Genomic DNA, 20,105 nt, shown 5'->3' with positions numbered 1-20,105 from the left:
GCACTCAAAAATCCCGCCAACTCTTTCATTCTATGCGACTTGCTCGCATTCCAGAGTCAAAGCGGACCGGGCCGGGCGGGCCTGGAACCCCAGCGAAGAACTTGCGGTTTCCGCTGTAAAGTGGAGATAAACGGAGAGTTACCGGTTCGACCCGAAGAGTGCGAAAAAACGAGCGCAAGCCGCCCGTGAGGGGTAAAATCCGGCAATTTTTACTGACTTTGAGGCCGGTCGTGGAAGTGGATGACCGTGATCGTGTCGTCGCCGCCGTCCAGCCGGATGCGCCTGTGCCGGAGAAACACCCACAAACAGGCAAACAGGATTCCCCCGCCTAGACATACCACGAGGAGAACTCCGGTCAGCTCGAAAATGGCAACCAGCATGCCGCCGACGTTCGGCATCTTGGGCAGTTTGCCGGGTGTGTTCCAGGTGAACTGGGCATTCCACTCGGATTTGCCCAGGATGGCGGATGCCAACTTGGGATCCACACTGCCGGGGACGACCGAGATGTAGGGGCCGGTGCGCTGGATGGCCCAGCCGGCCTGCTTTTCGAACTCCTTGGCCCGTAGCATCGCCAATTGAGGCGTATGGTAGTCGAAGACCACGACGGGGAGTTCCACGCCGCCAGGGGCCAGGAAACGGCCCATTTGGGCCTCCGTACCATCCTCGAAGCCCACGAGGGCGGCCGGAATGCCCGGCGCGAACTTTTCCAGCGAGTGCAGCCCCACGATGTAGCGTTCGCTGTTCCTCACCCGGTTCTTCTCCGGCAGATAGCCGGGCAGGTTGGGGAGCCCGCCGCCGGAGCGCATGCGGGGCAGCTTCGTGAAGAGCTCGTTGAGCTCCTGGTCTAGCGGCCGCCAGCCGTCGAAGCGCAGTACGTAATTGTCGTGGGCCATGTACTGGCTGCCGGAAGTCGTACAAATTAAAGGCAGATTGGGCACCCCTGCACAAGTGGCGGGGCGCACGGCCTGGTACCAGGCGAGGGCTGAAGTCGCATCCTTGAGGCGCCAGGCGGTGGCCTGGAACTTGCCCACCGGGCCGTTGTAGGCGGCCTGCTCAGACGCGTCGCCGCCGTATTCCACCCAGAGCATGGGGTCATCCGCCGGAACGGGCTGAACTTTGCCCCGGGCGGAGCCGTGCCAGGCTTCCGGCCAGATCTGCGCCGAAGCGCTGGCGGCCAGGAAGAGCATGGCCGCCGCCGTCTGAATCGATTTGGTGAGAGTGTGGATCAGGACCCGTGGCATTTCTTATATTTCTTGCCGCTGCCGCAGGGGCAGGGATCGTTCCGGCCGACTTTATCGCCCTTGATTACCTGGGCCGCCGGGTTGGGTTCGGCTGCGCCCGCGGTAAATTGGAGCATCTCCATCTCCCGCTCTTTCTTCTTCTGGATGTTCCTCGTCAGATCCACGAACGAGGCCTGGGCCTCCTTGCGATCCGCTTCAGACTGGGCAGCCTGCGCCGCCTGCGCATCCCTCTCGTTGCTCTCCTCGTCGTCCTCATCCGGCCAGGAGTCCTGCGGCATGGGCACATCCGGACGTTCTCCGACAACGGGCTGCAGGAAGTACAGAAACCGGATAGTTTCGTCCTCGATGCGGTCCATCATCTCCTGGAAGATGCCGAAGCCTTCCTTCTTGTACTCGATCAGCGGGTCTTTCTGACCGTAGGCCCGCATGCCGATGCCTTCCTTCAGGTGGTCCATCGAGAGCAGGTGGTCTTTCCACTGCTGGTCGATGACGGAGAGCCAGATCATGCGCTCGGTCTCGCGCATGACTTCGGGCCCCACCACTTCTTCCTTCTCGTCGTAGCGCTTCTTCAGCCGCTCCAGGATGTGCTCTTCCATCTGGATGCGGGTCATTGAGGCGACTTCGGACGGCGTGAAGCGCAGGCCAAACTGCGAATTGATGTCGGTGGCGAGGCCGGTGAGATCCCACTTGTAGGGGTCCGAGCCTTCGGAACAACGCGTTTCGATGAAGGTGGCGAGAATGCCGTCGACGATCTCGAAGATCTTCTCCTTCATGTCCGCGCCTTCGAGCAACTGGCGCCGCAGGCCGTAAACAGCCTTGCGCTGCTTATCCATTACGTCGTCGTACTCTTTGACGTGCTTACGGGAGGCGAAGTTCTGGGCTTCGACGGTCTTCTGGGCTGCGGCGATGCGCTTGGTGATGAGTTTGGACTCGATCGGCACATCTTCTTCCATGCCCAGGCGGAGCATGAGGCCCTGAATGCGATCCCCGCCGAAGACGCGCAGCAGGTCGTCCTGGAGGGAGAGGAAGAAGCGGGACGAACCGGGGTCGCCCTGGCGGCCGGCGCGGCCGCGTAACTGGTTGTCGATACGGCGGGATTCGTGGCGTTCCGTACCGACGATGCAGAGTCCGCCGGCCTCGACCACCTTCTTATGCTCGGCCGAGCACTGCTCCTTGTACTTGGAGTAGATCTCCTGGTAGCGGGCCAGCGGCACGCGGTAGTGCATGTCGCCGCGCTGGAAGTAGTAGAACTGATTGTCGGCGACCAGCGGAGCTTCGTCCGGACGGATCGACTCGACCAGCTTCAGCTTGAGCGAGTCTTCCTGTGCCAGGAATTCCGGATTGCCGCCGAGCAGAATGTCGGTACCGCGGCCGGCCATGTTGGTGGAGACGGTGACGCCGCCATAGCGGCCGGCCTGGGCGATGATGTACGCCTCGCGCTCATGGTTTTTGGCGTTCAGCACTTCGTGCCGGACGCCCATGCGCTTGAGGATGCCGCCCAGCTTCTCCGACTTTTCGACGGAGATCGTACCAACCAGTACAGGTTGCCCGGTCTTGCTGCGTTCCGCGATTTCCTTGGCGGCGTTGCGCCACTTCTCGTCTTCGGTGCGGTATACGATGTCATTGAGATCCTTGCGCACCATGGGCGCGTTGGTGGGGATCAGGGTGACGTCGAGGTTGTAGATCTTGCCGAATTCGGCGGCTTCCGTGTCGGCCGTACCGGTCATGCCGGACAGCTTCTTATACATGCGGAAGTAGTTCTGGAAGGTGACGGTGGCGAGGGTCTGGTTCTCGCGCTCAATCTTGACGCCTTCCTTGGCTTCGACGGCCTGGTGGAGGCCATCGGACCAGCGGCGTCCCGGCATCAGGCGGCCAGTGAACTCATCGACGATGATGACTTCACCATCCTTGATGATGTAGTCACGGTCGAGCTGATAGAGCACGTGGGCGCGCAGGCCCTGCTGGACGTGGTGGTTGAGCTCGAGGTTCTCGGGATCGTACAGATTGACGACGTTGAGCAGGCGCTCGACCTTGCTGACGCCCTCTTCCGTCAGGGCCACACTGCGGTGGCGTTCGTCGACGGTGTAATCGCCGGTGGTGTACTTTTCGCCGGGCTCGCGGCCTTCGATCACCTCGCCGCGGATGAGCTTGGGGATGATGCCGTTGACCTTGAAGTACTTGTCGGTGGACTCTTCAGACGGACCGGAGATGATGAGCGGGGTACGCGCTTCGTCAATGAGGATGGAGTCGACTTCATCGACGATGGCGAAGTGGTGGCCGCGTTGGACGCAATCGTCCAGGCGGAACTTCATATTGTCGCGGAGGTAATCGAAACCGTACTCGTTGTTGGTGCCGTAGGTGATGTCGCAGTGGTAGGCGGCCCGGCGTTCATCATCGTCAAGACCATGGACAATGAGGCCAACGGAGAGCCCCAGAAACTTGTAAAGACGCCCCATCCATTCGGAGTCGCGGCGGGCCAGGTAGTCGTTGACCGTGACGACGTGGACACCTTCGCTGGCGAGGGCGTTGAGGTAGACCGGTAGCGTGGCGACCAGCGTTTTTCCTTCGCCGGTCTTCATTTCTGCAATCTTGCCGTTGTGAAGGACGATACCGCCGATCAACTGCGAGTCGAAGTGCCGCATGTTGAGGATGCGGCGGCCGGCTTCGCGGACCACGGCAAAGGCGTCCACCAGGATGTCGTCAAGGGTAGCGCCGGAAGCAAGCTGCTGCCGGAACTCCGCGGTTTTTGCGGCGAGTTGTGCGTCGGTGAGCGTCTGCACGGAGGCCTCGCGATCGTTGATCGCGAGGACAAGCGGCTTGATTTTTTTGATCTCGCGCTCGTGCTTGGTGCCGAAGATCTTCGCCAGTAAGGAATCGACCATAGAGATGCTTATTTTGATTCTACCGCACGGGTTTAGACACTCCGCGGTTAGTTAAGGTTTCCGTGTGGATTACCTGGAACAGGTAATAGATGGAACAGGACAGGAGAGGAAGACCGTTGAGGGGTGGAGGCTCCGGGGCCTGCGGGAAGACCCCGGAGCCAGTTGGAAGTTTACTTCGACTCGGCTGGGGCCTCGGCCCCGGCGCCGAAGGACTGCAGCGCCAGGTAGCTGAGGCCAAAGCGCTTGATGTTATCGAGCTGCTTTTCGAAGGCGTCCTGGTGCGACTCTTCGTCACCGACTAGGGCTTCGAACAACTGTTTGGTGGCCGCGTCTGCGTTGGCGCCGCACTGCTGGGCGGCCTGGTTGTAGTCGGCGGCGCTTTGCCGCTCCATGGCGATCGCCTTGGCGAGGATCTCAGCGGGGTCCTGGATGGCGGCGATCGGACCGGAGGTGGACATGTTCACATCGCTTTTCAGAAAGAGGATGCGCTCCGCCAGGGTCTCGATGTGGCCCATTTCGACGATGGCTGTTTTCTTGAAGAGCTTGGCCAGGGGGCCGAAGCCCTGGTCGTCGAGGTGAAAATGGAAGTACATGTACTGGTGAACGGCCTGGAGTTCGTCGGCCACCGCTTTATTGAGTAGGTCTACGCTGGGATGATTCATGATAAGTACCTCGTAAACTCTGATTATATAGAAGTCCCAGAAGGCCGCCAGAGGAATCGGTGCATCCTACGCCATCCCAAGATGGGGCAACAGGGGTGTGACGGCGGTGTGCGGATCCCTTAGACTGTTGAGTGACTTGGCAACAGGCAGGAGGGCGCGACCGGAATGGAAAACTCTCGTTCATTGAGCACCGTCGAAACAATGCCCGCGCCGGCGGCGGGCTCCCTCAATCGTCCAGCCGCCGTGCCGGTGGCGAGAAACATCGCCGTGGACGCCTACCGCGGCTTTGTGATGTTGCTGATGATGGCCGAAGTATTGCGGTTCGGCGCGGTCTACCGCGCGTTTCCGGATAGTTGGTTCTGGAGCGTCCTGGCGTTCCACCAGAACCATGTGCCGTGGGCCGGCTGCTCGCTGCACGACATGATCCAGCCGTCGTTCTCGTTCCTGGTGGGCGTGGCGCTGCCGTATTCGATCGCGGCGCGGCTCGCCAAGGGCGGCACGTTCCCCAAGATGTTCGCGCACGCGGTGTGGCGCGCGTTCCTGCTGGCGGCGCTGGGGATCTTCCTGCGATCGACCCACTCGCAGATCACAAACTTCACCTTTGAAGACACATTGACCCAGATTGGCCTGGGGTACCCCCTCCTATTCTTGTTGGGGTTCCGCAACGCCAAATGGCAATGGGGCGCGCTGGGTGCGATTCTGGGCGGCTACTGGCTGGCCTGGGCACTGTATCCGCTGCCGCCAGCCGGATTCGACTATCAGGCTGTCGGCGTACCGGCCGACTGGAGCCATCATTACTCCGGCCTGATGGCGCATTGGAACAAGAACAGCAATCTGGGCAGCGCCTTCGACCAGTGGTTCCTAAACCTGTTCCCGCGGGTGAAGCCGTTCATTGCCAACAACGGCGGCTACCTCACGCTGAGCTTCATTCCGACGCTGGGCACGATGCTGTTGGGATTGATTGCCGGCCGCTGGCTGCGGGCCGAGTCTCCGGCGATTCCGTACCGCAAGTTCCTCATTGCGGGGGCGGCCCTGATCGCAGGCGGCCTGCTGCTGCACTTCGCCGGGATCTGCCCGATTGTGAAGCGGATCTGGACTCCGGCGTGGACACTATTCAGCGGCGGCGTTTGCTTCCTGATGCTGGCGGGTTTCTGTTGGCCCATCGAGACCAAGGGCTATAAGAAGTGGGCATTCCCCCTGCTGGTGATCGGGATGAACTCGATTGCGGCATACCTGATCGCGCACCTGTTTCCCGATTTCATTGCCACGTCCTTCCGGACCCACCTGGGCCCGAACGCGTTCCGGTTCCTGGGTGACGGGTTGACGCCACTGGTGGAGGGTTCGGCCCTGCTGCTCGCGTTCTGGCTGATTCTGTTTTGGATGTACCGGCGCAAGCTGTTCCTGAGAGTGTGAACAACCATGGAAACTACCCATTTGTCCGATAACGACCTGGAACGATACGTGACCGGCTTGATCCACTACGATGCGGAACTCGTGTGGATAGAACAACATCTGCATTCCTGTCCGGAGTGTGTGGACAGGATGGAGAATATGCAGGATTCGGCTGACCATCTGCAGGCCGATCCTCGCAGCATGACTGACGACGACGATCCGCCCGTGCGGTAGGAGCCTAGACGAGGACGGCGCCGCGCAGATCCGCGCGCTTCAGGTCGGCCTTGCTCAGCCTGGTGTCGATGAGGCGGGCGCGGGAGAGATCCGTTTCGAACAGTGTTGATTCGGAGAGGTCCGCACGCCGGAGGTTTGCGCCGTTCAGGCACGCGGAGGTAAGGTTCGCGGCGCGGAGGTCGGCGTCGATCAGGTCGGCCAGGCCCAGATTGGCGCGGATGAGAATCGCGGCCGGCAGGCGGGCCGCCGTGAGGTTGGCGACACGCAGGTCGCAGCCGGTGAGGTTGGCACCGGTGAGGTCGGCGCCCTGGAAGTTGCCACGGCTTAAGTCCGCTCCGCTCAAGTCTTTGCCGACGAGATCGGCTCCGGAGAAATCGGGCCGGTCTTCGGGGTTGCGCGAGCGCCAATTGTTCCAGCCGGGCACGCCCTGCTGCAGGATGTAGAGATGTTCAGGGTTCGCCACTTGATTTCGTACCTTCGCCTCCTTAAGTCTACGATGCCGCGCCAGCAGAATGCGATGGGCAGGGGCTTGGGATAATAAAGAGGACGCAAGATACCTCATGCGCGTGCTGGTGCTGGACAATCACGATTCGTTCACCTGGAACCTGGTGCATGCCTTCGCCGGGCTTGGGGCGGAGTGCACAGTTTGGCGGTCGGACGCGGTGACGCTGGCCGAGGTGGCGGAGCTTGCGCCGGAACGGATCGTGCTGTCGCCTGGTCCGTTCGGACCCAGCAAGGCGGGGATCTGCCCCGAGGTGGTGCGGGCGTTCTCCGGGCGGATCCCCATCCTGGGGGTCTGTCTGGGCATGCAGGTGATCGCGGCGGTGGCCGGTGCGCGGGTGGTGCCTTCCGGGCATCCGGTGCACGGGCAGGCGTCGCCGGTCTTCCATGACGGCCGGGGGCTGTTTGCCGGGTTGCCGAATCCGTTCGAGGCGGCGCGCTACCACTCGCTGCATGTGGAACCGGGATCCCTCCCGGTGGAGCTGGAAGTTTCGGCCTGGCTGGAGGATGGGACCGTGATGGGCTGCCGGATGCCCGGTGGCCGGACGGAAGGGGTGCTGTTTCACCCCGAGTCGTTCCTCACTCCGGAGGGGCCTAAGTTGTTCCAGGCGTTCCTGCAATGACGTGGTGGGGGCGGCCGGACGACGGGGCCGGACGGGCTTTGGTGGAGCGGCTAAGGGGAGTGCTGCCGGCCCCGGCTGAAGCGGAAACCCGCGCCGTGAAATTGGGTTCGAACGTCGATTCTTTACTTGTCGCCGAGGCACTGCGGGGGGAGCCGGGTTTCCTGTGGCTGGATTGCGCTGGGGCGGCGAGCCGGTTGTTCACTGATCCGCTCGTCACGCTGGAAGTGAAGAACGGCGAGCTGACGGCGCGCGGCGCGGGCGGCGTCATTCGAGTTGAGGCGGGCGGGTTTGATGTCCTGGAGGCGGCGCTCGAGGCATGGGCCGGCCCCGGCGGCGCGCTTCTCGTTGGCTACCTTGGGTACGACCTGGCGGCGGAACTGGAGCGGTTGCCTGCCCTGCCCCCAGATCCGGACCGGGTTCCCGACTTGCACCTGGCCCTCTACGATGCGCATTGGCGCCACGAGGCGGGTGAGTGGACCTACGTGAGCACGGAGGCCTGGCGGGCTCGGAATGTGGTCGAGCCTCCGTCGAAGGCTGGGGAAGCTCCCGCAGGGCCGCTCTCCAGCGGGCCGGTTACCAGCTTGCCTGGCGCAGCGGGATTCGAGGACGCGGTGCGGCGGACGGTGGACCGCATCTACGCTGGTGAGTTGTTCCAGACCAATCTGTGCCGGCGGTTGGAGGCTCCACTGGCGGATGTGGCGGTTTGGCCGCTGTACCGGCGGTTGCGCGAGGTTAATCCTGCCCGGTTTGGCGCATATGTTCCTCTGGGGGCTGGACGAGCCGTGCTGTCGAATAGTCCGGAGTTGTATCTGCGGGTGGAGGGCGGCCGGGTGAGTTCCTCGCCCATCAAAGGGACGCGGCCCCGGGGGGCTACCCCGGAAGAGAACGTACGGATGGAGGCGGAACTGACGGATAGCGTCAAGGATCGGGCGGAACTGGCCATGATTGTCGATGTCGTGCGGAATGACTTGGCCCGGGTTTGCGAGCCGGGGTCGGTTGTGGTCGAGGCGCATGCCGAACTGATGCGGCTGCCAACGTTGACGCATACGGTGTCCACGGTGAGCGGGTTGCTGCGTGGGGGGATCGGCGGGCTGCTGCGGGCATCGTTTCCCCCTGCGTCCATTTCCGGAGCGCCGAAGATCCATGCGATGGAAGTCGCCATGGCCGAGGAGCAGCGGCGGCGCGGACCTTGCATGGGCAGCATCGGCTGGATCTCGATGGACGGACGGGCGGAACTGTCGGTGGCGATCCGGACGGCTGTTGTCGCCGGCGGCCGGGTTCGTTATGAGACCGGCTGCGGGATTACGGCGCAGTCTGACCCGGCGCAGGAGTTGGCCGAGACTCGGCACAAGGCTCGGGCGTTTCTGAGCGCGTTGGGCTGCGGCGAACGGGAATGACCTCGTGCGGGGTCAGGGGACCCCGAGCCGACCAGGGGGTCCGCCGTCCCACCTTGTTTGTTCGCGCTTCGGGTTTGGTCGCGGCTCGGGTTTGGTTAATAGCTGGTCGGGATGGGCTCGGGAACGCTATCGGCGCCCTTGCGGCGGCGCAGCCAGTCCTGCAGGCCGGCCATGTACGTGTAGACCACGGGGGTCAGGTAGAGCGTGACGAGCTGGGAGAACAGCAGGCCGCCGACGACCGCCAGGCCCAGCGGCTGACGAGCCTCGCCGCCCGCGCCGTAGCCGAGCGCGATGGGCACGGCGCCCAGCAGCGCGGCCATGGTGGTCATCATGATGGGACGGAAGCGGATGAGGCAGCCCTGGTAGATGGCTTCTCCGGCGCTCATGCCCTGGTGCCGTTCGGCGTCGAGCGCGAAATCGATCTGCATGATGGCGTTCTTCTTCACGATGCCAATGAGCATGATGAGTCCGACGAACGCATAGATGTTCAGATCCATATGGAAGATGTAGAGCGTGACCAACGCTCCGAAGCCGGCGGAGGGCAGGCCGGAGAGAATGGTCAGCGGGTGGATATAGCTTTCGTACAGCACGCCCAGCACGATGTAGACCACAAGGATCGCAACGATGAGCAGCAGCCAGAGGTTGGAGAGCGAGCTCTGGAAGCTCTTGGCCGCGCCCTGGAAGGCGGTGCTGACGGTGGGTGGAAGCTGTTCCTTGGCGAGCTTTTCGATCTGCGTCACCGTGTCGCCGAGGCTGGTACCGGGGCGCAGGTTGAACGAGATGGTGACGGCGGGCAACTGGCCGAAGTGGTTGACGGTCTGGGGTCCGGTGTCGCTGGTGACCTGGGCGACGGAATCGAGCGGGATGAGCCGGCCGGCGGTCGTCTTCAGGTAGAGCATCGAGAGCGCGTTGGGGTCGGCCTGGTACTTCGGCATGAGCTCCAACAGCACTTTGTACTCGTTCACCGGCGCGTAGATGGTGGAGACCCAGCGTGGACCATAGGCGTCATATAGGGCGTTTTCCACCTGCTGGGCGTTGATCTGTAGCGCGGCGGACTTGTCGCGGTCGATGTTTACGTGGATCTGGGGGCTTTGCACCAGCAGGTTGCTGGTGACGTCTTCCAGGCCGGGCATTGCGGCGATCTCGGCTTCCATTTTGCGCGATGCCTTGTAGAGCTCTTCCTTGTCAGGAGACTGCATGGAGAACTGGTAGATGCTCTTGGTCACCTGGCCGCCGATCTGGATGGCCGGCGGGTTCTGGATGTAGACCTTCATGCCCGGGAATTGGGTGAGTTTGGGTCGCAGATTGTCGATGACCTCGTTCACCAGCATCTTGCGGTCGTGCCGCGGCTTGAGATGGACGATCATCTGGCCGAAGTTGGGGCCGCCGAGCGTGGTGGAGGTGTTGCCGCCGATGCTCGAGACCAGCGAGTCGACGTTGGGGTCGGCCTGCACTTCCTCGGCGATGGCCTGCTGGTACTTCACCATCTGGTAGAAAGAGGTACCCTGCGCGGCTTCGGTGGTGACCAGCATCTGATCCGTATCCTGGTCTGGGATGAAGCCCTTGGGAATGTCGACAAACATCCAGCCAGTGATGATCAGCACCACGAAGCTGACGGCCAGCGTGGCGCGGCGGAAGCGCAGGACCACCTGGAGGCTATTGTCGTAGAGCCGCAGCATGCCCTCGAAGAAGCGCTCGGTCGAGTTGTAGAACCAGCCCTTGGACTGATGATGCGCGGCGCGCAGGAAGCGGCTGCAGAGCATCGGTGTCAGGGTGACGGAGACGACGCCGGAGATCAGGATCGACACGCAGATGGTGACCGCGAACTCCTTGAACAGGCGGCCCAGCACGCCGCCCATGAATAGGACGGGGATGAACACGGCGGCCAGGGAGAGGGTCATGGAGACGATGGTGAAGCCGATCTCCTTGGAGCCCTTGAGGGCAGCGGCCATGGGTTCCTCACCCATCTCGATGTGGCGCACGATGTTCTCGAGCATCACGATGGCGTCGTCGACGACGAAACCGATGGAGAGGATGAGCGCCATCATCGACAGGTTGTCGAGGCTGTAGTCCAGCAGGTACATGACGGCGAAGGTGCCGATGACCGAGAACGGCAGCGCCAGGCTGGGAATCACAGTGGCGGAGAAGTTCCTCAGGAAGAGGAAGATAACCATGACGACCAGGCCGAGAGTGAGGATCATCGTGAACTGGACGTCGTCATAGGACTCGCGAATCGTGTCGGAGCGGTCGTAGAAGATCTCCATCTTCACCGAGGGCGGCAGCTCGGACTGGAACAGGGGGATGAGATGCTTGATCGCATCGGTGACGGCGATGGTATTGGTGCCGGGCTGGCGCTGGATGGCGAGGACGACGGCGCGATGACCGGGGCCGTGGCGGTAGAACCAGGAGGCCGTCTTGTCGTCTTCGACACCGTCGATGACCTGGCCGAGTTCCTCCAGCCGCACCGGCGTGCCCTTGCGATAGGAGACGACGAGGGGCCGGTAGGCGGGCGCGTTCGTCAACTGGCCGGAGGCCTGCAGGGTGAATGCGCGCTGGGGTCCGATGATGGAGCCGGCCGGCAGGTTGACGTTCCAGTTCTTGAGCGCGGTTTCGATCTCGTTGATGCCCACCTGGTGCGCGGCCAGTTTCTGGGGATCCATCTGCACGTGGACGGCGTACTTCTGCGCGCCCAGCACCTGCACCTGCGCGACTCCGCTGACCATGGAGATGCGCTGGGCGATGCGGGTTTCGGCGTATTCGTCGAGGGTATACAGCGGCAGCGTGGTGGAGGTAAGCGCCAGATAGAGGATGGGCTGGTCGGCCGGGTTCACCTTGGTGAACGTCGGCGGCGTGGGCATGCCGGGCGGCAGCAGGCGCGAAGCCTGGGTAATGGCCGCCTGGACGTCGACGGCGGCTCCATCGAGGCTGCGGCTGAGGTCGAATTCCAGCGTGATCTGGGTGGCGCCCTGCGAGTTCACCGAGGTCATCGAGTTCAGGCCGGCGATGGTCGAGAACTGGTTCTCCATCGGGGTGGCGACGGCGGAAGCCATGGTTTCCGGATTAGCGCCGGGCAGGCTGGCCGTGACCAGCAACGTGGGGAAATCCACGTTGGGCAAATCGCTGACCGCGAGGGAGCGGTAGGCCACCATTCCGAACAGAATGATGGCGCACATGAAAAGGCTGGTGGCGATGGGCCGTTTGATAAAGAGTTCGGAAATGTTCATTTGGCAGTTCCGCTGGGGGTGATTCCGGCCGGGAGCGCGTCGAGGGGGGCCTTCTTATGCCGGGACGGCCAGCGATCCACGATAGAAGCCATATAGGTGTAGACCACTGGGGTCAAATAGAGCGTGAGCAATTGGGAGCAGACGAGGCCACCCATGACCGTGAGACCGAGCGGGCGGCGGGCTTCGCCACCGGCGCCGTAACCCAGCGAGATGGGCAGGGCGCCGAGCAGGGCGGACATGGTGGTCATCATGATGGGACGGAAACGGGTGAGGCAGCCTTCGTAGATTGCCTCGGCCGGCGACTTCCCTTCCTTGCGTTCGGCCTCGAGCGCGAAGTCGATCTGCATGATCGCGTTCTTCTTCACGAGTCCGATGAGCAGGATCATGCCGACGAAACCATAGATGTTCAATTCGACGTTGAAGATGAGCAGGGTGAGCAGCGCCCCGAAGCCGGCCGAGGGCAGGCCGGAGAGGATGGTCAGCGGGTGGATGTAGCTCTCATAGAGGACACCCAGCACGATGTAGACGACCAGGATGGCAACCAGCAACAGCAGGCCCAGGTTCTTCAAAGAGTCCTGGAAGGCCTTGGCGGTGCCCTGGAAGCTGGGGGTAATGGTCGCCGGCAGGTTTCTGATGGCGGCGTCCTGAATGAGGTCGACCGCATCGCCGAGAGCCATGCCGGGCCGCAGGTTGAACGAAATGGTGACGGACGGGAGCTGGCCGGAGTGGTTGACGGTGAGCGGACCGGCATCGATGTACATCTTGCCGAAGGACTGGAAAGGCACGACGTTTCCGTTGTCTGATTTGAAGAACAGAGTCGGGATGGTGTCGGGATGGGCCTGGAACTTAGGCTGGAGCTCCATGAGCACGCGGTTCTGGCTCATGGAGGAGTAGATGGTGGTGGCCCAGCGCGGACCGAAGGCGCTGTAGAGCGAATTCTGGACCTGCAGGAGGTTCAGCTGTAGGGCGGCCGCTTTGTCCCGATCGATGGTGACGTTGACGCGCGGGTTCTTGACTTCGAGGTCGGAGGAGACGTCGAGCAGGCCGGGCAGTTTGGCGACCACCGCTTCGAACTTGGTCGCCTCGGCGTAGAGTTCCGCGGTATCGGGCGATTGCAGGGTGAAATCGTACTGAGCTTTCGAGCGGCGGCCGCCGATGCGGATGGCGGCGGGCACGGAGGGGAAGGCGCGAATGCCGGAGACGGCGGCCAGTTTGGGGCGCAGTTCGTTGACGACCTCGAAGACGTTGAGCTCGCGTTCGCGGCGCGGCTTCAACTGGATCATCAGGCGGCCGGAGCTGGCGCTGGAGTTGAACGAACCGCCGGCGCTCAACATGATGGTGTCGACATTGGGATCCTTGCGCAGGATCTCGCCGACGCGCTGCTGGTACTTCGCCATTTGGAAGAACGACGTGCCTTGCGCGGCCTCGACGGTGACGACCATCTGGTCGCTGTCGACCTCCGGGATGAAGCCTTTCTGCACGACGGTGAAGAGCCAGCCGGTGACTCCGAGAATAATCACGAAGATGGCGAGCATCACAGGCCGGTGGTGCAGCACCCAGCCCAGGCTGCGCTCATAGACCCGGTGGATGGCCATAAAGCCGCGCTCGATGATGTTGTAGAACCAGCCGTGGTTGAGCGGGTTCACAGGCCGTAGAAAGCGGCTGCACAGCATCGGGGTCAGCGAGACCGAGACCATCCCCGAGATGAGGATGGCCACGCAGATGGAGACGGCGAATTCGCGGAAGAGCCGGCCCAGGATGCCGCCCATGAAGAGCAGCGGGATGAAAACGGCGGCCAGCGAGATGGTCATCGAAACGATGGTGAAGCCGATCTCCCGCGAGCCGCGCAGGCTGGCCTGCATGGCGGTCTCGCCCTTCTCCATGTGGCGGACGATGTTCTCCAGCATCACGATGGCATCATCTACAACGAAGCCGACGCACAGGATGAGGGCCATCAGCGAGATGTTATTCAGGCTGAAGTCCAGCACATACATGATGGAGAACGTTCCGATGATGGAGAACGGCAGCGCCATGGTGGGGATCGCGGTGGCCGAAAGGTTCCGCAGGAAGATGAAGATCACCATGATCACCAGGCCGAGGGTGACGGCCATGGTCATCTGAATGTCGGTGAACGATTCGCGGATGTTCTTGGAGCGGTCACCGCGCACGGCCAGCGTCACACTGGGCGGCAGCTGCGCCTGGAACATCGGGATCAGCGCCTTGACGGCATCGGTCACTTCGATGGTGTTGCTGTCGGGCTGGCGCATCACCATCAGGTTGATGGCGCGCTCATTGGTGCTGCCGGAGTAAATCCAGGAGGCGGTCTTGTCGTCCTCGACGCTATCCAGCACATTCGCCACGTCGCGCAGCCGGACCGCGGCCCCGTTGCGATAGGTAACTACCAGGGATTCATAATCCTTGGCGCGCATGAGCTGGCCGCTGGCCAGGACGTTGAAGGCCTGATGCGGCCCGTACAACGTGCCCGTGGGTTCGTTTACGTTCCAGTCGGAGAGCGCCTGGCTGACTTCGTTGAGGCCAATCTTTTTGGACGCCAGCGCATCGGGATCGATCTGCACGCGGACGGCGTACTTCTGCGCGCCCATCACCTGCACCTGGGCCACGCCGTTCACCATGGAGAGCCGCTGGGCGATGATGTTCTGCGCGTACTCGTCCAGCTTCCACATGGGCAGGACTGTCGTGGTGAGGCTGAGGAAGATCACCGGGGCGTCGCCGGGATTGAACTTGCGGAATGACGGAGGGCTGGGCATGCCGGGCGGCAGCAGCGGCATGGCCTCGGCGATCGCGGTCTCGACGTCGACGGCGGCCCCGTCCAGATCGCGGGACAGATCGAACGTGAGCGTGATCTGGGAGTTGCCGGTGGAGTTCGACGAGATCATCGAATCCAGGCCGGCGATGCCCGTAAACTGGCGCTCCAACGGAGTGGCCACGGCCGACGCCATGGTGTCCGGGTTGGCTCCAGGCAGGCTGGCGGAGACGACCAGCGTGGGAAAGTCCACGCGCGGCATGTCACTGACGGGCAGTGCCCGGTAGGCCAGGATGCCAAACAGCGCCACCGCCAGCATCAGCAGGCTGGTAGCAATGGGTCTACGGATGAAAGTCTCGCAGATGTTCACTGTTTTTTGTGCTCGCCCTTGCGGCCCTTGCGGGCGCCCGGAGTTGTACTACCGTCCTGTGAAGGCGGGGCGTCGGCTGCGGGAGCGCCCTGCGGAGTTTCGGCCGCGGTAGCAGCGGGTGCACCACCGCCGCCCTTCTTCCCACCCTTGCCCGGACCGCCGGGCCGTCCTTCGCGGACACGGATCTTCATGCCGGGCGCAAGCCGGAGCTGGCCTTCGACCACGACCTTTTCGCCCGCTTCCACACCCTGATCGATCACCATATCCTGACCGCTGCGGGAGCCCACCTTCACCGGACGCTGTTCGACGGTCATCTTGTCGGTGGCGATGTAGACGAACTGGCCGTCCTGGCCTTCCTGAATGGCCTGGGCAGGCACGATCAGTGCATTCTTGCGGGTGGACAGGCGCAGCCGGACCCGGACGAACGCGCCGGGCCAGAGATGGCGGCCGGCGTTCTGGAAGGTCCCCTTGAGCTTGATGGTGCCGGTGGTGGCGTCGACATTGTTGTCGACAAAGGTGAGTGTGCCGACCTCGGGCGTGACTTCCTCGCCCTCCGAGGGCAGAACCGTGACCTGCAGTTTGCCTTCCGCGGCAAACTTTTTGATCTCCGCAAGATTCGATTCCGGCGCCGAGAAGGTCACATAGATGGGCTGGATCTGATTGATGGAGGTCAGCTCAATCGTGTTGGAGGAGACGATGTTGCCTTCCTTGACGGCGATGTTGCCGGTGCGGCCGTCGATGGGCGAACGGATGGTGGTGTAGCCCACCTGGATCCTGGCGTTGTCGGCCTGCGCGCGGGAGGCGACCAGGGAGGCTTCGGCGCTGCGGATGGCGGCTTCGTCGACGCGGATGATCTCGGAATTGGTATCGGCGGCGGTCGTGAACTGGTCCACCTGTTCCTTGGAGACGATGCCTTCCTTTTGCAGCGACTTATAGCGGTCGGCCTGCTGCCCGGAGTACTTGGCCTGGGCGATATCGCGCTTGAGCGTCGCCTGCGCCTGGCCGATCTGGGCTTCCGACCGCGCCAGATTCGCCTCAGCTTCGCGGAGGGCGGCGTTGAACGGACTGGGGTCGATGGAGAACAGGACCTGTCCTTTCGACACGAAGTCGCCTTCCTTGAAATGGACCTTCTGGAGCAGACCGCTGACCTGCGAACGCATGGAGATCACCGAGTAAGCTTCGATGTTCCCGATCACTTCGAGATCCAGCGGCACATCACGTTGGGCGACGGCGGTGAGGCTCACCGGCACGGCGTCGCCTTTCTTAGCTGCCGCATCCTTCTTGGAAGCCGCTCCACCACGATTACAGCCAGTTCCGGCCAGCGCGAGAACAGCAAGGGTTATGGCGGCCCATCGGCCGGAGAAAGTTCTAGAGGTCAACAGGGTTTCCGTCATTTCAGAATTTGAGTCACCCGAGAACAGGGGGGCGCAAGGCACACTGGTACATAGACTGGCGACCGTCGTGCTATCGACGTTACTTTTCAATGCTCAAGAAACTTTTGATAGGCTCCATTGAGGCACCGTTCCGGCCGCCTTGCGCTGAGCTTCTATTTTGGATGGAATAGGGGGTTCCCGCTACCAGGCGGGGCTTATCCATAGAAGTGATCGCGAAGGACTTATCCATGTACAAGTGGTTGTCTAGCTTAGCATTGATGGGGGCGGCTTTGCTAACCGCCGCGCCCTCGGCATTGAAACCCGCGGGGCTCACCGTGGAGCATCGCAGGAACCCGTCAGGCATCTCGGAAACAGCACCACGTTTGAGTTGGGTTCTGGAGGCGCGCACCCCCACGGCGCGCGGATTGGCGCAGTCGGCCTACCGGGTACTGGTGGCCTCCTCGCCGGCGAATCTCAAGTCGGGCACGGGCGACTTGTGGGATTCCGGCAAGGTGGAGACGGCGCAGAGCATTCTGGTCCCATATCGGGGCAAAGTGTTGGAAACAGGGATGGCGGCGTACTGGCAGGTGCAGGTGTGGGACCAGGCCGGCAATCTCTCGGCGTGGAGTGAAACGGGCCAGTGGTCGATGGGCCTGCTGCAGGCATCCGACTGGAAAGGCAAGTGGATCGGACAGGGTGCTTATGCGGACTACCGGTCCCCCAACAGCCCGTTCCAACTGATCACCACCTCCAAGTGGATCTGGTTTGACGAGGGCAACCCGGCCGTCAAGGCTCCGGCGGCGACGCGCTGGTTCTCAGCCAAAGTCACGCTCCCCGCGGGCCGGACGATGCGGCACGCCATGTTCGTCCTGGGCGCCGACAACAGCTTTGAGCTTTCGATCAACGGCAAACCGGCGGGCCGCGGCAACCAGCCGAGCCTGCCGGAGGTACTCGACGTGGCGCCCCTGTTGAAGCAGGGCGAGAACGTAATCCTTGTCCAGGCGAAGAATACGCGGGAAGACCCGGCCGGGCTGATCGGCGCGCTACAAGTTCAGTTCACTTCGGGCGAACCGCTGGTGTTGCGGAGCGGCTCCGGCTGGCAGGCAGCCGCGTCGGAGACGGGTCCGTGGACGGCGGCTCGAGAGCTGGGCGGCTTCGGCATGAAGCCCTGGGGCGACGTGGGCTTCCAGGGCGAACGAGCCTTGCCGGCGCGGATGCTGCGCAAGGAGTTCAGCGTGGGCAGTGGTCTGCGGCGCGCCACGGCTTATGTTTCCGGCCTCGGCTTAAGCGAGCTGTATGTGAACGGGTCGAAGGCGGGTGATGACGTCCTTTCGCCCAATCTTTCCGAGTACGCGAAGCGGGTCTTCTATGTCACGCACGACGTGACGAAGCAGTTGAAGTCCGGAGAGAACGCCCTCGGCGTGATGCTGGGCAACGGGCGCTATTGGGCTCCGCGCAACCAGGTTCCCATCGGGATGGTGGGCTATGACGTTCCCAAACTTCTGCTGCAACTGGAACTGGAGTACGCCGACGGGAAACACGAAACCGTCGTCAGCGACCCTACGTGGAAGATGACAACGGACGGGCCGGTACGCGTCAATAACGAGTACGACGGCGAGGAGTACGACGCGACGAAGGAGATCTCCGGCTGGGCCAATGCGGGCTTCGACGACTCCAAGTGGCAGCCGGTGGAAGCGTTGCAGCCGCCGCAGGGCGCGCTGGAAGCGCAGATGGCTGAGCCGCTGAAGGTGATTGAGACCCTCAAACCGATGAAGGTGAGCGAGATCCGGCCCGGGGTCTACATCTTCGACATGGGCCAGAACATGGTTGGCTGGCTTCGCCTCCGGGTGACCGGCCGCAAGGGCGACCAGGTGATGCTGCGCCACGCCGAGACTCTGAGGCCGGACGGCAACCTCTATCTCGACAACCTGCGGTCGGCGCGGGCCACCGACCTGTACACACTCAAAGGCGGAGCGGCGGAGACCTGGGAACCGCGCTTCACTTACCACGGCTTCCGGTTCGTCGAGGTCACTGGGTATCCCGGCAAACCGACACTGGCTTCCATCGAGGGCCGCGTGGTGCACGATGCGATGGCGCGTACGGGCGACTTCGAATCGTCCGATCCGATGCTCAATAAGATCCACCACAACATCTACTGGGGGATCCGGGGCAACTACCGCAGTATTCCCACCGACTGCCCCCAGCGCGACGAGCGGCAGGGCTGGCTGGGCGACCGCAGCGTGGTGAGCCGCAGCGAAAGCTACCTGTTCGACATCGCTTCGTTCTATACGAAGTGGATGAACGATCTCAAGGATTCGCAGCGCGAATCCGGCAGCATCCCTGACGTCTCGCCCAGCTACTGGGTGCTGTACAACGACGGTATTGTGTGGCCCAGCACGTTCATCCTGGCTCCGAACATGGTCTATGAGCAATACGGCGACTCGCGCGTCATCGAACGGAACTATCCGGCGATGCGGAAGTGGGTGGAGTACATGCGCGGGTTCCTGAAAAACGGCATCATGCCGAAGAACACCTATGGCGACTGGTGCGTGCCGCCGGAGAAGCCGGAACTGATCCACTCGCAGGATCCGACGCGCGTTACCGCGGGTGCGCTGCTCAGCACGGCCTACTACTATCACATGCTGGAGCTGATGAGCCGCTATGCGAAGCTGGCGGGCCAGACGGCGGACATCGCCGAATACCAGACGCTGGCCGGCACCGTGAAGGCCGCGTTCCTGCGCGAGTATTTCAAGCAGGCCGACTCCAAGTTCGACAACGGCACCCAGACCTCCAGCATCCTGCCCCTGGCGTTCGACCTCGTACCCGGCGAGAGCCGCACGGCGGTGTTCGATCGCCTGGTGACGAAGATCGAGAAGGAGAGCAACAACCATGTGGGCGTCGGCCTGGTGGGCGCGCAGTGGCTGATGCGGACGCTGTCGGACAACGGGCGCGCAGACCTGGCGCTGACGATCGCGACGCAGAAGACCTACCCCGGCTGGGGCTACATGGTGGAGAAGGGCGCGACCACGGTGTGGGAGCTCTGGAACGGCGACACGGCCGATCCAGCGATGAACTCCGGCAACCACGTGATGCAGATCGGCGACCTGGGCGTGTGGATGTACGAGTACCTGGCGGGCATCCGGCCCGATCCGGCGCATCCGGGCTTCCAACACTTCTCCATCCGTCCGTTCACGGCGAGTGGATTGACCCATGTGAAGGCGAGCCACCTTTCGCCTTACGGCCGCATTGTCAGCAACTGGACGAAGCAGAGTGGCAAGGTGACGATGAATGTCACCGTTCCTCCGAACACGTCGGCCACGGTTTACGTGCCCGGAGCAGCGGCGAGCGGATCGGGCGGCCTGAAGCCGGATCATGTCGAAGGCGGAGCGTCCGTCTTTGAGGTGAAGTCCGGCAGCTACACGTTTATGGGCCAGTAGACACT

The 20,105-nt window shown here is 62.8% G+C and carries 12 protein-coding genes; 5 read left to right on the top strand and 7 right to left on the bottom strand.

Features of this window, described 5'->3' with window-relative positions:
* Positions 1-209 precede the first annotated feature (209 nt).
* The 3 genes from IRI77_RS03535 to IRI77_RS03525 all read right to left on the bottom strand — a co-directional run bounded on the left by IRI77_RS03535 (position 210) and on the right by IRI77_RS03525 (position 4,785).
* Positions 210-1,241 (bottom strand): hypothetical protein, encoded by a 1,032-nt coding sequence (locus IRI77_RS03535; protein ID WP_194450705.1) that lies wholly within the window; start codon positions 1,239-1,241, stop codon positions 210-212.
* Complete coding sequence (gene secA / locus IRI77_RS03530; RefSeq protein WP_194450704.1) at positions 1,226-4,123, bottom strand: preprotein translocase subunit SecA; 2,898 nt, start codon at positions 4,121-4,123, stop codon at positions 1,226-1,228. The genes IRI77_RS03535 and secA overlap by 16 nt, the downstream gene beginning before the upstream one ends.
* A 170-nt stretch (positions 4,124-4,293) precedes the next feature.
* On the bottom strand, positions 4,294-4,785 hold the full coding sequence (locus IRI77_RS03525; RefSeq protein WP_194450703.1) for a bacterioferritin: 492 nt from the start codon (positions 4,783-4,785) through the stop codon (positions 4,294-4,296).
* Positions 4,786-4,986: 201 nt separating this feature from the next.
* Here IRI77_RS03525 and IRI77_RS03520 point away from each other — a divergent pair, with 201 nt between their 5' ends.
* Together IRI77_RS03520 and IRI77_RS03515 are read left to right on the top strand one after the other, a co-directional pair.
* Entirely contained in the window at positions 4,987-6,198 is a 1,212-nt protein-coding gene (locus IRI77_RS03520; protein WP_407674103.1) for an acyltransferase family protein, read from the top strand.
* Positions 6,199-6,204: 6 nt separating this feature from the next.
* Positions 6,205-6,411, top strand: coding sequence for an anti-sigma factor (locus IRI77_RS03515; RefSeq protein WP_194450702.1), 207 nt, complete (start codon positions 6,205-6,207; stop codon positions 6,409-6,411).
* A 4-nt stretch (positions 6,412-6,415) separates the two neighbouring features.
* Here IRI77_RS03515 and IRI77_RS03510 read toward each other — a convergent pair whose 3' ends face one another.
* Entirely contained in the window at positions 6,416-6,874 is a 459-nt protein-coding gene (locus tag IRI77_RS03510) for a pentapeptide repeat-containing protein (RefSeq protein WP_194450701.1), read from the bottom strand.
* Between the two features lie 97 nt (positions 6,875-6,971).
* On the opposite strand from IRI77_RS03510, the gene IRI77_RS03505 reads away from it, so the two are divergent.
* Positions 6,972-7,535 (top strand): anthranilate synthase component II, encoded by a 564-nt coding sequence (locus IRI77_RS03505; protein WP_194450700.1) that lies wholly within the window; start codon positions 6,972-6,974, stop codon positions 7,533-7,535.
* Positions 7,532-8,932, top strand: a complete 1,401-nt coding sequence (locus IRI77_RS03500; RefSeq protein WP_194450699.1) for an anthranilate synthase component I family protein — start codon at positions 7,532-7,534, stop codon at positions 8,930-8,932. Before IRI77_RS03505 ends, IRI77_RS03500 begins: the two co-directional genes overlap by 4 nt.
* A gap of 95 nt (positions 8,933-9,027) precedes the next feature.
* Here IRI77_RS03500 and IRI77_RS03495 read toward each other — a convergent pair whose 3' ends face one another.
* The 3 genes from IRI77_RS03495 to IRI77_RS03485 are packed head-to-tail and all read right to left on the bottom strand — an operon-like array spanning position 9,028 to position 16,669.
* The gene (locus IRI77_RS03495) at positions 9,028-12,156 is read right to left on the bottom strand and encodes an efflux RND transporter permease subunit (RefSeq protein WP_194450698.1); all 3,129 of its coding nucleotides are present in this window, start codon (positions 12,154-12,156) and stop codon (positions 9,028-9,030) included.
* The gene (locus IRI77_RS03490) at positions 12,153-15,290 is read right to left on the bottom strand and encodes an efflux RND transporter permease subunit (protein WP_194450697.1); all 3,138 of its coding nucleotides are present in this window, start codon (positions 15,288-15,290) and stop codon (positions 12,153-12,155) included. The genes IRI77_RS03495 and IRI77_RS03490 overlap by 4 nt, the downstream gene beginning before the upstream one ends.
* Positions 15,287-16,669 (bottom strand): efflux RND transporter periplasmic adaptor subunit, encoded by a 1,383-nt coding sequence (locus tag IRI77_RS03485; protein WP_194450696.1) that lies wholly within the window; start codon positions 16,667-16,669, stop codon positions 15,287-15,289. The genes IRI77_RS03490 and IRI77_RS03485 overlap by 4 nt, the downstream gene beginning before the upstream one ends.
* Before the next feature lie 284 nt (positions 16,670-16,953).
* Between IRI77_RS03485 and IRI77_RS03480 the strand changes: the two genes are divergently transcribed.
* Positions 16,954-20,100 carry a family 78 glycoside hydrolase catalytic domain gene (locus IRI77_RS03480; RefSeq protein ID WP_194450695.1) on the top strand — a complete coding sequence of 1,049 codons (3,147 nt, stop codon included), beginning with the start codon at positions 16,954-16,956 and terminating at the stop codon, positions 20,098-20,100.
* Positions 20,101-20,105 lie beyond the last annotated feature (5 nt).

Origin of the sequence: Paludibaculum fermentans (genome assembly GCF_015277775.1) — a bacterium.
Lineage (GTDB): Bacteria > Acidobacteriota > Terriglobia > Bryobacterales > Bryobacteraceae > Paludibaculum > Paludibaculum fermentans.
This window is presented reverse-complemented; position numbering and strand designations above follow the sequence as displayed.